Raw genomic sequence first — 13110 nt, forward strand, 5'->3', positions numbered from 1 at the left:
CCACCGGAGGTTCCGGCAGGGGTTCGAGGCCTTCGGCCCGCCTCTTGAGCCGTACGCTGCGCAGGATCTGCAAGCTGAGGTTGGTCGACGTGATCATCGGGAAAATGCCGAGGAACGTGCGCTCGGACGGGGTGCGCCCGTGCAACTGCTCGAGGCTGCCGAACACATAGAAACACCCGAGAAAGAACAGGGTGGCCGGAACGGCAAGTGCCAGCAGGCTGCCGCGATCGTGGAGAACCTGGCGGGCGAGGCTGAGCTCGTCGGCGGTCATCGGTGCACGTTTGCCCACCTTGCGCACCGCTGCGGTCGCGGCACCGATCCCGAGCGTCGCGGTGACGTGCGCCCGCCGCCCGACGCGCCTGGTGAACATGAACGCTCCGAACGCGGCCACCCAGATCAAGGTGAACGAGATGATCGCGAAGATGCCGTACAGAGTGGAAGTGGTCATACCACATCTGCCCTTTCACGTTGCCGCACCGCCTGTCTCAACGGTCGTTGCCGGATGAAGGTGGGCCACCAGAACCACGGGCCGAGCAGCCGCAGCAGGCACGGCACCACCAGCGAGCGAACGATCATGGTGTCCAGCAGCAGGCCGATACACACCGTGGTGCCCAGTTGGCCGATCGTGCGCAGATCACTGACCAGCATCGACAGCATGGTGAACGCGAACACCAGGCCGGCCGAGGTCACCACGGCGCCCGTGCTGCCCAGCGCGCGGATGAGGCCCGTGTTGAGTCCCGCCCCGGTCTCCTCCTTCACCCGGGATATCAACAGCAGGTTGTAGTCGGAGCCGACGGCGACCAGGATGATGAAGCTCAGCGGCAGAATCAGCCAGTGCAGCGGCAACCCGATGAGGTGCTGCCACATCATGACCGACAACCCGAACGCGCCGGCGAACGAGAACGCGACGGTGCCGGGAATGACCATGGCGGCCACCAGGCTTCGGGTCAGATACAGCATGATGAGGAAGATCAGCACGAACGCCGCGATCGCCACGATGAGCAGATCCGATGCGGCATAGGTCTTGATGTCCAGGTTGTTCGACGCCGCGCCGCCGATGTAGATCCTGGCGCCGGCCAGCGAGGTCTCCTTGAGCGCCATCTTGATGGCGTCGGGGAACTGCTCGACGTGTTCGATGCCCTCCGGGGCCATGGCGTTGCCCTCGTGGGTGATGATGAACCGGGCGGCCTTGCCGTCGGGTGACATCAGCAGCTTCATGCCGGTCTTGACGTCGTCGTTGTCGAACGCCTCGTGGGGGATGTAGAAGAAGTCGTCGCTGCGCGCCGCGTCGAAATCGTTGCCGACGTTGATCTGGTCGTAGTACGTCTGGTCGGTCTGGGTGGATTGCAGATGCGCCGGGCCGTAGTTGTTGGTGATGACTCCCAGCAGCGCCCGGCTGTCGGCGATCATCCGCTCCAGTTGCGTGATCATCTGCGGCAGCAGGCGATCGATGGCCTCGAACGAGACGACGGCGTTGCCGATCTGTTCATCGAGGCTGTCGATGCCGTCGAGCGAGTCGAACAGCGAACGCATCGCGAAGCACACCGGGATGTCGAAACAGTGTGGTTCCCAGTAGAAGTAGTTCTTGAGTGGGCGCAGGAAGTCGTCGAGATTCGAGATGCCCTCGTTCACCTCGTCGGTCACCTCCTTGAGGTTCTCGAATGTCAAGACGGTCGAGTGCAATTCGGCCGACATCTGCTGGGTGATCGTGATCACGTGCTGCAAGACCTCGACCGAACGTGCCTGGATCTCGGCCTGTCTGTCGGTGTTCTCGTTCGCCTGCTCGCTGAACGGCAGTTGCTGGCCGTTGGTGCTGCCCTGCGTGGTGAACAGGTAGGGAATGGTCGCGTGCTCCAAGGGCCGGCCCAGTGGCCTGGTGATGCTCTGCACCATGGCCACACCGGGAAGCCGGATGAGGGCTTTGGCCACACGGTCCAGGGAGATGAAGTCCGCCGAATTGCGCATATCGTGATCGGTCTCGATCATCAGCATCTCGGAGAACAGCTTGCTCTGGTTGAAATGCCGGTCGGCGGCCTGGAAACCGAGATTGGCCGGCGCATCCACCGGTTGGTATGCCCGATCGTCGTAGTTGACACGGTAGGACGGGACGAACACCGCGCCGACCATGACGACCGCGGCGCTGGCGACGAAAATCGGTTTGGGCCAGCGCACGACGCTCGTGCCGATACGCCGATACAGGTGGCCCCGGGTCGGTCGTTTCGGATCGAACAGTGCCAGCAGGCTGCCCAGCGTCAGCAGTGCGGGTGCGAGCGTCAACGCCGCCGCGATCGTGAACAGCATGCTGATGGCCACGGCCGGGCCCATGGTGTGGAAGTAGTCGAGACGCGCGAGGCTCAGACAGAAACAGGCGCCCGCGATCGTCAGGCCGGATCCGATGATGATCGGGGCCACGCTGCGGTAGGCGGTGAAGTAGGCGTCCTCACGGGACTCACCGGACTGGCGGGCCTCGTGGTAGCGGCCCAGCAGGAAGATACCGTAATCCGTTCCGGCGCCGAGGGTCAGCGCCACCACCACGTTCACCGCGAATGACGACAGCGGGATGAGACCGAAGTGCCCGAGGGTCGCGATGACGCCTTTGGCGACGAGCATCTCGATGAGCACGGCGGGCAGGGGTACGAGCAGGCACGCCGCCGACCGGTAGACCAGCAGCAGCATCACGACGATGAGGATGATCGTGAAGATCGTGATGTTGTTGAGGCTGGAGTTCGCGGTCGAGAGGGTGTCCGAGGTCAACGGTGCGGCACCGCTCACGTAGACCTTGAGGCCCTGGGGCGGTGCGTCGTCGGCGATGATGTCGCGGACCGCGTCGACGGACTCGTTGGCCTCGAGCTGACCGATGTTTCCCGCAAGACGCAAGAGCACGAATGAGGCTTTGCCATCGACACTCTGGGCGCCTGCCGCGGTGATGGGCTTGCCCCACAGATCCATCACGTACTGCACGTGCTCGGTGTCGGCCTGCAATCGGCGGACCAGATCGTCGTAGTACCTGTGGTCGCCGTCGTCGAGGGGGCGGTCGGCCTCGAAGACCAGCATGGTCAGGTTGGTGGAGTCGGATTCCTGAAACTTCTCGCCGATGTGCAGCAGCGCGACCTGGGACGGCGCGTAGTTCGGGATCATCGGGCCGGCGAGTTCGTCGGCGACGTGCTCGACCTGTGGGATGAAGGTGTTGGTGGTGACCGCGAGCAGGCCCCAGAACACGATGATCGGCACGGCCAGCACACGCACGGTACGCGCGAAGAACGGCCGGCCCGCCCGGTGTGCGCTCATGCGGACTTGACCCGGCACGTGACGTCCGCGTTGGCGTGCGTCGATGAACGTTCGTCGCGCACAACGTCGTTCACGAGGATGCGGCAACCGACCTCGCCGCCCTGGACCTGCGCGGAGATGCTCCCGGACACGACGGTCAACGTCGTGGTCTCGGTGTGGGACCAGGGGAGTTCGCTGACGTCGACGCGGTGCGGGTTGCCTTCGATGTCGACGTAGGTCAGCATCCCGCCGTTTCCGGGTGATCCGAACAGTTCGTACGTCATGCGTTTCGGTGTGAACTGTTCCGGTGCCTGCGCGGCGAGCACCGTGGGCACCGGTCCGGGGGCCGACATCTCGTGCACCTTCCAGACCGCCAGGGAACCGATTCCGAGGGCGATGACGGTGACGGCGGGCAGCCAGCCTTTCTGCAGGGCGCCGGGCACGACAGTTCGGCGCGCCGTCGTGCGCTCACCCGTCTTCCGCGCGGGCGGTTTCACGGCCACGAGGGTCATATGTATATCACCTATGTGATTCGATGCTGCTGGAGATCTTGCTTGCTAGGGGCCAAACTCCATGGCATCCAATTTTTATTCCATCCCAGGCCAAGAATTCGCGCCTGAACACCTGTCAACTTTCAGAAGTGCAATGAATGTGTCCCCAATTTACTTCCTGTGAATGATATAAATGACCTGTGAGCACAGTGGTCGACACCCGCAGTGTGGAAGCCATCTCGGAGATGATCATCACCGGCACGGATCTTCTGTGGCGACATCTGGTCGACCGCACCGCGCTGAGCTCCAGCGCAACACTTCTGCTCAATCGACTCGAACGTCAGGGACCGATGCGGCTGACCGCGCTGGCCGAGGCGGAGGGCGCGAGCCAGTCGGGCATGACGCAACTGGTGCAACGGCTGGAACAGCAGGGACTGGTGGAACGCTGCAGCGATCCCGAAGACGGACGCGCGCGGCTCGTGGCGATCAGCGAAGCGGGCCGCAAACAGTGGGACACGCGCGCCGAGATCCGCAGGCAGCGCCTCACCGGACTGCTGGCCGCCGTGCCCGCCGACGATCAGGTGGCGCTCGCGCTCGCCGCGCAGATCGGGGCACGGGTGCTCACGCAGATGCGCGAGATCGCCGACGCCGGGCTCAGCGAGTGATCCGCTTGGCGTAGAAGACCCGGGAGTATCCGTCCTGTTCACCGCGGGCCGTATCGACGTAGCCATGCCGGGGGTAGAACGTCTGGTTCTCGGTCATCTTCTCGTTGGTGTAAAGCCGCACCTCCGGCAGCCCGAGTTCACGGGCATCCTGCTCGGCCCGGGCAAGCAACCGCGCACCGTACCCACGGCCCTGTGTGCCGGGCGCGACGGCGACGGTGTCGAGCAGCAGGTGGTCGTCGTGCACCTCGTTGACGAGCGCCCCGACCAGCCTGCCGTCGGCCTCCAGCACCCACACTCGCGAATTCTCCAGCGCTGCGGCGTAATCGGCCGACATCGGTGCGGGCTCCCGACCGATTCTGGGGACGTACAGCGCGAACGCATCCCGCACGAGCCGTTCGATGCCGGGTACGTCGGAGGGCTCAGCACGGCGGATGACGGTGTCACTCACCCGACAACCGTAGAACACGGGGAGCCGTGGTCACCGGCGAAGGCAGCCGAAGCGGCGCGACGCCAGGGGTGATGCTGCCCAACACCGCGGCACGGCGGGCGCCTGTCCCGGAAGGCAACGTGCCGGGCAGGCCATGGAAAGTGAGGAATCCCAGTACCGCGAATGCCAGGGCTTCCTTGGCATCCGACGGCAGGCCGAGTTGATCGGAGGACCGCAGGGGTACAGACGGCAGTTCTTCACCGATCATGTTCATCAACACAGGATTTCGTGTGCCGCCGCCTGAGGCGAACAGCTCGGTGACACCGTGTGCGCGACACGCATCGGCGACCGTGACGGCGGTGAGCCGGGCGAGTGTGGCCAGCACGTCATCCGCGTTCACCGGTGGCAGCCCATCGAGAGCGCGCAACAGGTAGGGCAGATGGAAGTGTTCCTTGCCGGTGCTCTTCGGAGCGGGGCGGCGGTAGTAGTCGTCGTCCAGTAGCACCCGTAGCAGTGCCTCGTCGACGTGGCCCGCGCCCGCACGGCGGCCGTCTTGGTCGTAGGCGGCCGCGCCGCCGGTCAGATGTGCCACCGCGGCATCCATCAGCGCGTTGGCCGGTCCGGTGTCGAACGCCACCGGATCCGAGTCGGTGGCCACAACGGTGAGATTCGCGATGCCGCCGAGGTTCAGCGCGGCAGGCGTACCCGGCCGGCCACGCAGCGCAAGGGTGTCCACCATGGCAACCAGCGGTGCGCCCTGACCGCCTGCCGCGATATCCCTGCTGCGCAGGTCGGAGACGACCGGCAGGCCGGTCGCCTCGGCGATCCACGCGGACTGCCCGAGCTGCAGGGTGCCGCGCACTTCGCCGTCCTCCACCCAGTGGTACACCGTCTGTCCGTGTGACACGACGAGATCCGCGCTGCCATCACACAGCTCGGACAGGGCACGTCGAGCCGCCGAGGCGAAGGCCCGGCCGATCATGGTGTCGAGCATGGTGACGGCGTGTGCCGTTGTCGACGCGGGCGGCAAGGTCGCTGCCAGCAACTCACGCAGTTCGGTCGGATAGGGGATGGACAGCTGGCCCAGCGCCCGCAGCACCAGAGCGTCGTCGTCGACAGTGATGTCGGCGGCGGCAGCATCGATCGCGTCGTGAGACGTGCCCGACATCAGGCCGATCACCCGCAATGCGCTGTCCGTCAGTTCCGGCCGGCCACGGTGGGGACCGTGGCGGATTCGTCGTCGTGGTCGGGGAGCGCGGCGACCTCAGGGGGACGGTGGAACCGGCTCATCACCCCACCGACCAGCAGGGTGATGAGGACACCGATCGGCACGAGCCACTGCGCGGCGATCGCCGACGGCACGGTCTCGCCGCTCGCGGTCACGTCGATCTTCACGTATCGGACGATGTAGGTCATCACGACGACCGTGACGACGAAGGACACCACGGCGTCGAATTGATTGGCGCGCCGCACAAGTCGGCCCAAGAGGAACGCTCCGAGCAGCGCACCGTAGGTGTAGCCCGCGATCGCAAGGCCGGTCAGATACACGTTGCCGGTGTTGGCGCTGAAGCCGCACGCGAACACGGCCATCAACACCGCCCACACCAGGGTCATCAGCCGCCCCAGGCGCAGCAGTGACTGCTCCGACGGGGAACGCGAGAGAAAGCTGTTGATGAAGTCCGACACCGATGAACTCGACATCGAGTTCAGGGCCGCGGACAGCGAGCCCATGGCGGCGCCCAGGATGCTGGCGACCAGCAGACCGGACACCACCACCGGTAGCCCGTGCAGGATGAAGTTCGGATACAGATTGTCCGAGCTCGCGAGCCCGAGTTCCTGGAATGTCCTGCCCCCGTTGTACGACCACAGCAGCGCGCCGACGAGGGAGAACGCCGCGAACTGGAACGTGATGAACACGCCCGAGGCGATCATGGCCTTCTGGCTGTCGCGCAACGTCCGCGTGGCCAGGATGCGCTGCACGATCAACTGGTCGGAGCCGTGGCTGGCCATCGCGAAGATCGCACCGCCGATGATCGCCGTCGGGAGTGCGAACGTGCTGGTGGCGATGTGAGCGAGGGAGAAGTTCGTGTCGAACACGTCGAACTTGCCTGCGTGCAGGGCATCTGCGACACCGGTGCTGCCGACATGGCCCCAGAGCACGATGATGGCGAGGATGGCACCGCCCAGGTACAACGTCATCTGGACGGCATCGGTCCAGACGACCGCCTTGATACCGCCCAGGTAGGTGTAGACGACCGTGATGGCCGTGACGACGACGATGATCGTGCGGTAATCGGCATGCACCCCGAATTCGTCGAGCAGCAGCTTGATCGGGATGGCCGACGCGAACAGGCGGACGCCTTCGGCGAGCAGTCGGGTGAACACGAACGTGACCGACGCCAGGCCCTGGAGTTTGAGGCCGAATCGGGTGCCCAGGTACTGGTAGGCGCTGACGAAACCGCCGCGTTTGTACAGGGGGATCAGCACCACGGCGACCACGACGCGGCCCACGACATAGCCGAGAGCGAGTTCCACGTTGCCGAATCCCTGGCCGCTGTAGGCGCCACCGGGAACGCTTATGACGGTGAGCACGCTGGTCTCGGTGGCGACCACCGAGAACGACACCGTCCACCACGGCAGCTTGCCCTCACCGACGAAGTAGTCCTTCGAGGTCTTCTGACGTCCGGACGCCCGCAGTCCGAACCAGGCGATCGCCACCAGATAGACGACGATCACGACGAGGTCGAGTACGCGCACGATGGCTCCTAGCGAACGGCCGGGTGGGATTGGGTGCTGGTGTGCCGGACACGGGCGATGTGAGCCTCGTGGGGCGTGGTGAGGTCGCGTGACAGAAGGTGTGCACCGTGCAACGAATCACCCAGCGGAAGATGCAAATTCGTCTGCGGTGACGCGGCGCTCAATGCCGTTCTGAGCGGCCGCAGGAGCGGTTCGCCGAGGTGGACGAGCCCGCCGGTGATCGCGACAGGAAGTCTGTTCCGGGGATCGATCCGGAGCGTCGTGGTGAGTACCGCGGATGCCAGGGCTGTCGCGGCGTCGGCCAGGATCCCGGCCGCCACCGGGTCGCCCGACTCGGCCGCGCGTGCCACGTCGGGCGCGAACGAGGCCGACGTTCTCGCTGGATTACCCTGTGCCTCAACGGTTGCGGGCAGTTGCTGAAGGTCTCCGAATCGAGCGGTGGCCATCGCGAGCAGCTGCGTGGCGGGGCCACGTCCGTCATGGGCATGCAGCGCAGCGCGCAGTCCGGCGGTTCCGATCCAGGCTCCGCCGCCCTCGTCGCCGAGCCACGGGCCCCAACCGCCCACGCGTGAGAAGGTGCCGTCCGCGCCGACGCCGACGGCCACGGATCCGGTTCCCACGCTCAACACCACCCCGGGACGTGCGCCGAGGGCCCCGGCGTGAGCGGTGACCGCGTCGCTGGTGACGGCGACCTCGTCGGCGGGCAGTCCGGCCAGGAGTTCGGCGGCCAGCGCCCGCGCGGCCTCCGGTGCCGTGGCGGCACCTGCTGCGCCGACGAACACCGTTGAAAGTCGCAGCCCGGCACGATCGTTCAGAAGGGGAGAGACCGCGGCACACACCGCGTCCCGGGCCGCCGTCACCCCTCGCTGGGCGGCGAGACCGGGTGCGCCATGCGCCTCGTGAGATTGCGACGGCGAATCCGCGTCCTGTGGCCACACGGCTGCACGGCAGCCTGTCTTGCCCAGGTCGACCACGATCGTCGCAGACATGCCTCGGTCTTCCCCCTTCCCGACACGGCCGAGCGGTGAAACGCGCTCGCCCTGCGAGTATCGGCAGAGGTCCGGGGTATGTCAATAAATAACTTCTGACAGACACAGATGTAACTTTTTGACCTACTTCCGCGCAGGCCGTTATCGTGACCTTCATCCGCCGAACGAGAAGAGGACGGTCATGGCACGTCAGGACGCCACCGCGACCCTCGCCGACATCCGCGCCGTGCGACCGACACTGGCGCCGTCGGAGCGACGCGTCGCCGACGTGGTTCTCGCCGACCCGGCCCGCGCCTCCGGGTTCTCCATCAGCGTGCTCGCCGAGCACGCCGAGACATCGGTCGCCACGGTGATGCGCTTCTGCCGCACGGTCGGGCTCACGAGCTACTCCCAACTACGCCTCGCCTTGGCGGCGGCCGCCGCGCGCGAGCTCGCACGCGGAGACGAGAGCCCCGCGCCCGGTACCGACATCAGTGTCACCGACACGGTGGACGAGATCGTCAAGAAGATCATCTACAACGAGATCCGGGTCCTGGAAGACACCGGCGCGGCCCTCGACATCGAGATGCTGCACCGCGCAATCGATGTCGTCTCCGGTGCGCGGCGCATCGACATCTCCGGTGTCGGCGCCAGCGCGTTCGTGGCACAGGATCTCCACCAGAAACTGCACCGCATCGGCCGCATCGCGTTCGTCTGGAGCGACCGTCATTCCGCAGTCACCGCGGCGGCACTCCTGGGACCCGGCGACGTCGCCTTCGCGGTATCCCATTCGGGCGAGACCGACGACGTCGTCGAATTCCTGGACGCGGCAGCCGGATGCGGTGCGACGACCATCGCCCTGACCAATTCACCGCGCTCCGCTCTCGCGGAAGCCGCAGACATCGTGCTGACCACGTGTGCCCGTGAAACCCCGTTCCGGTCAGGGGCCACTGTCAGCCGTATCGCGCAGTTGGCCGTCATCGACTGTCTTTTCGTGGGTGTTGCGCAGCGTTCGTTCGGTGAGACCACGACGGCGCTCGAGAAGACACACGCTGCCGTACAGCGTCACCGTCGCTCACCACGTCGCACGTCGAACAACGGATGAACCAAGGGGTTTCATGGATCTGAGCGCATTGGAGACCGAGGGCCGCAACACACGGACCACGGAACTGGACCGACTGACCGTCCCCGAACTGCTGGCGGTCATGAACGACGAGGACCGAACCGTCGCATCCGCGGTCCGGGCCGCACTCGAGCAGATCGGTGCCGCGGTCGGGTTGATCACCGAATCCCTGCGCCGCGGAGGGCGGCTCATCTACCTCGGCGCAGGCACGAGTGGCCGCATCGGGCTGCTCGACGCCGTCGAGTGTCCGCCGACGTTCGGCACCACACCCGATCAGGTGGTCGGGCTTCTGTCAGGAGGGCCCGGAGCGTTCGTCACGGCAGTCGAAGGGGCCGAGGACCAACCGGAACGCGCGGCCGACGATCTCGACGGCATCGGTGTGTCGGCCGACGACACGGTGGTCGGCCTGGCCGCCAGCGGACGCACGCCCTACGTCGTCGGCGGCTTGCAACACGCACGGGGTGCGGGTGCCGCCACCGTATCGATTGCGTGCAACAGGGACGCTTTGATCAGCCGATATGCCGACGTGGCGATCGAGGTGCTCACCGGCCCCGAGGTGCTCACGGGTTCGACGCGGCTCAAGGCGGGCACGGCGGAGAAGATGGTGTGCAACATGCTCTCGACCGCATCGATGGTGCGTCTCGGCAAGGTCTACGGCAATCTGATGGTCGACGTCCGCGCCACCAACGGCAAGCTGGTCGATCGGGTGCGGCGGATCGTGGTGGAGTCCACCGGAGCGGAGCCCGAGACCGCCGAGCAGGCTCTCGCCGCCGCCGACGGACATGCCAAGACGGCGATCGTCATGCTCGCGGCGGGCTGCTCCGCCGACGAGGCCGCACGGCGTATCGAGCGCGCAGGCGGGGACATCCGCACGGCCATCGGCGCAGGCTGATCAGTTGGTCGCCGTGACAGGCCCGGTGTTGATGCGATCGGCGGCGAACGCCGCGCCCTGATCGGTCAGATCACCGTCGTAGCTGCTGGGATTGTGCACCGCGAAGTTCAATCCGTCGGAGCACACCGGGTCCTCGGTCGCGCAGTACGTGCGGGTCTTCGTCTCGTAGAGGGGGCCGATCACCACGCGGGGTTCACCGAGGAAGTTCATGGCGCGTTCGTTCGGCAGCCCGAACAGCACGACCGCGGCGACGTGATCGGCGATGTCGGGTTGCAGCGGTTTGGGCACCGTGGCGGGGTCGACGCCGTCGGGAACGGCGGCCGAGGTGACGAAGCCCGCGACCGCTGCGCCCTGTGAGTAGCCACCGAGGACCATCTCGGTTTGCGGACATGTCTCGGCCATGGAGATGATGCGCGTACTCGCGTCTCTGACACCGTCCACGCCGGTTGCCCACTGATCGGTCGCGGGATAGTTGACCGGGTACACGTCGACCGATCGGTCACCCAACCGTGGGCGCAGCGCGTCGATGAACGCCTGCCCGGTGGGACCCACACCGGGAGCCTCACCCGTTCCCCGGGCGAAGATCACCTCGACATCAGCGCACGACTCGGGTGCCGCGAACGCCTGCGGCGCAGTCATCGCTGACAGGGGCGCCGCCACCGAAGCGCAGCAAACCCCCAGAGCTCTAATCCATTTCACGTCGAACGTCCCCCTTCCGCCTTACCCAAACACACGGACCAGACGTAATACTCCCCGGTTCAACGTCCAGGCGCAGTATTGCGTTCACCACGCTTTCCGGCGGCGCGTCCCGAATGCGACGGCGGTCGCCGTCGTTTCACCGGGTGGTACCGACGCCGAGCTGTGAGGAGAGACATGACAACATCGTCGGACCGTCGACAGGCGGTCGACGTGGTGGTGATCGGCGCGGGGTTCGCCGGCCTCTATGCGCTGCACCGTCTCAAGAGATCCGGTTTGCAGGTGACCTGCTTCGAGGCCGGCGAAGGTGTGGGCGGAGCGTGGTACTGGAACCGCTACCCCGGTGCCCGTGTCGACTTCGAAAGCATGCAGTACTCGTACTCTTTCGACGACGATCTCCAACAGGACTGGGTGTGGCCGGAACTGTTCTCCCCGCAAGAGGATCTGGAGAGATACCTCAATCATGTCGCCGACCGGTTCGGCCTGCGACCGATGATCCAGTTCGGGGCGCGGGTGGATCACATCGCCTTCGACGAAGATGTCGAGAAGTGGCGGGTCAGCACCGAAGCCGGTCATCAGGTGACGGCGAAATACGTGGTCGCGGCGTGCGGACCGACGAACGTGGCGAACGTTCCACCTTTTCCGGGGCTGGACACATTCGAGGGAACGTCGGTGCACACCGCACGGTGGCCCGAAGGCGGCGTCGAATACGCCGGCAAACGCGTGGGAGTCATCGGCACCGGGGCGTCGGGTGTGCAGGTCATCCCGGAGGTCGCGAAGACCGCTGACCATCTCTATGTGTTCCAGCGGACACCTGTGTACTCGGTTCCCGCGAACAATCGACCGCTGCAACCAGATCACGAAAGGGACTGGAAAGACAACTACGCAGAGCGCCGCGCGGTGGCGCGACGCAATCCCTACGCCATGGTTCTACCGGTGCGCCAACACGGATCTGTGCTCGCCCACACCCCCGAGCAGAGAGCAGAGATTCTCGACGCGGCGTGGCAGCAGCGGAGCGGGTTGGCGTTGATGTTCCTGTTCGACGACGTCCTGACCGACGCCGGCGCGAACGAGGTTCTCGCGGAATGGTTGCGAGGCAAGATCCGTGAGGTGGTCGCCGACCCCGAGACTGCCGAGATGCTCTGCCCCAAGACCTATCCCGTCGGGACCAAACGCCTCTGCGTCGACAACGGTTACTACGAGACCTTCAACCGCGAGAACGTGACGCTGGTCGATGTCCGGGATTCACCGATCGTCGCGATCACCCGGGAGGGCGTGCAGACCGAGGCACGGCATCACCCGGTCGATGTCCTCATCCTGGCAACCGGTTTCCACGGCCTCACCGGCTCGCTCACCCGGATGAACGTCAACGGGCGCGGCGGTGTGGTTTTGGCGGACAAGTGGAAGGCCGGGCCGGTGAACTACCTCGGCATGGTCATCTCGGGATTCCCGAATCTGTTCGTGGTGAACGGTCCGGGAAGTCCCAGCGTCCTGACACAGATGGTCGCGCATTCCGAGTACCAGGTCGACTGGATATCGGCGCTCATCGAGGACATGGAGCGCCGCGTTATCTCAAGCGTCGACACCACGTCCGACGCCGAGACCCAATGGTGGGAGCAGTTGACGGCCGTGGCCGGCCAGACCCTCTTCCCACAGGCCGATTCCTGGTACACCGGCGCCAACATCGAAGGGAAGCCCCGCAACTTCATGCTGTGGGCCGGCGGTTTCGACACGTACATCGACATCTGTGACGGCGTAGCGGCCGAGGGCTACACGGGCCTGGTTCTCGACGGAAGTTTTCACGGAAAGGCCAACTGATCCGAT

General features: G+C 65.7%; 11 protein-coding genes and 1 pseudogene. 4 read left to right on the top strand and 8 right to left on the bottom strand.

Features of this window, described 5'->3' with window-relative positions:
• Window position 1: 1 nt before the first annotated feature.
• The 3 genes and pseudogenes from AT701_RS00975 to AT701_RS00985 form a co-directional block, all read right to left on the bottom strand.
• Window positions 2-448: pseudogene (locus tag AT701_RS00975) on the bottom strand (hypothetical protein); the annotation flags it as partial.
• Complete coding sequence (locus tag AT701_RS00980; RefSeq protein WP_058127484.1) at window positions 445-3288, bottom strand: MMPL/RND family transporter; 2844 nt, start codon at window positions 3286-3288, stop codon at window positions 445-447. The pseudogene AT701_RS00975 and the gene AT701_RS00980, both read right to left, overlap by 4 nt.
• Complete coding sequence (locus tag AT701_RS00985; RefSeq protein ID WP_011726724.1) at window positions 3285-3779, bottom strand: MmpS family transport accessory protein; 495 nt, start codon at window positions 3777-3779, stop codon at window positions 3285-3287. The genes AT701_RS00980 and AT701_RS00985 overlap by 4 nt, the downstream gene beginning before the upstream one ends.
• 179 nt (window positions 3780-3958) lie before the next feature.
• Between AT701_RS00985 and AT701_RS00990 the strand changes: the two genes are divergently transcribed.
• Window positions 3959-4423 (top strand): MarR family winged helix-turn-helix transcriptional regulator, encoded by a 465-nt coding sequence (locus AT701_RS00990; protein WP_014876691.1) that lies wholly within the window; start codon window positions 3959-3961, stop codon window positions 4421-4423.
• Here the strand turns inward: AT701_RS00990 and AT701_RS00995 are convergent.
• The 4 genes from AT701_RS00995 to AT701_RS01010 are packed head-to-tail and all read right to left on the bottom strand — an operon-like array spanning window position 4413 to window position 8596.
• Complete coding sequence (locus AT701_RS00995) at window positions 4413-4871, bottom strand: GNAT family N-acetyltransferase (protein ID WP_058124951.1); 459 nt, start codon at window positions 4869-4871, stop codon at window positions 4413-4415. The genes AT701_RS00990 and AT701_RS00995 overlap by 11 nt on opposite strands.
• On the bottom strand, window positions 4864-6036 hold the full coding sequence (locus tag AT701_RS01000; RefSeq protein ID WP_058124952.1) for an anhydro-N-acetylmuramic acid kinase: 1173 nt from the start codon (window positions 6034-6036) through the stop codon (window positions 4864-4866). The genes AT701_RS00995 and AT701_RS01000 overlap by 8 nt, the downstream gene beginning before the upstream one ends.
• 11 nt (window positions 6037-6047) lie before the next feature.
• The gene (locus AT701_RS01005) at window positions 6048-7607 is read right to left on the bottom strand and encodes a sodium:solute symporter (protein WP_058124953.1); all 1560 of its coding nucleotides are present in this window, start codon (window positions 7605-7607) and stop codon (window positions 6048-6050) included.
• An 8-nt stretch (window positions 7608-7615) separates the two neighbouring features.
• Complete coding sequence (locus AT701_RS01010) at window positions 7616-8596, bottom strand: N-acetylglucosamine kinase (RefSeq protein WP_058124954.1); 981 nt, start codon at window positions 8594-8596, stop codon at window positions 7616-7618.
• A gap of 181 nt (window positions 8597-8777) precedes the next feature.
• Between AT701_RS01010 and AT701_RS01015 the strand changes: the two genes are divergently transcribed.
• The gene (locus tag AT701_RS01015; protein ID WP_058124955.1) at window positions 8778-9680 is read left to right on the top strand and encodes a MurR/RpiR family transcriptional regulator; all 903 of its coding nucleotides are present in this window, start codon (window positions 8778-8780) and stop codon (window positions 9678-9680) included.
• 13 nt (window positions 9681-9693) lie between these two features.
• On the top strand, window positions 9694-10590 hold the full coding sequence (gene murQ, locus AT701_RS01020; RefSeq protein ID WP_058124956.1) for an N-acetylmuramic acid 6-phosphate etherase: 897 nt from the start codon (window positions 9694-9696) through the stop codon (window positions 10588-10590).
• On the opposite strand, the gene AT701_RS01025 is transcribed toward murQ, so the two are convergent.
• Window positions 10591-11229, bottom strand: coding sequence for a cutinase family protein (locus AT701_RS01025; RefSeq protein ID WP_174519559.1), 639 nt, complete (start codon window positions 11227-11229; stop codon window positions 10591-10593).
• Window positions 11230-11463: 234 nt separating this feature from the next.
• On the opposite strand from AT701_RS01025, the gene AT701_RS01030 reads away from it, so the two are divergent.
• Window positions 11464-13104, top strand: a complete 1641-nt coding sequence (locus AT701_RS01030; protein ID WP_058124957.1) for a flavin-containing monooxygenase — start codon at window positions 11464-11466, stop codon at window positions 13102-13104.
• Window positions 13105-13110: the final 6 nt, after the last annotated feature.

Source organism: Mycolicibacterium smegmatis (assembly GCF_001457595.1).
Lineage (GTDB): Bacteria > Actinomycetota > Actinomycetes > Mycobacteriales > Mycobacteriaceae > Mycobacterium > Mycobacterium smegmatis.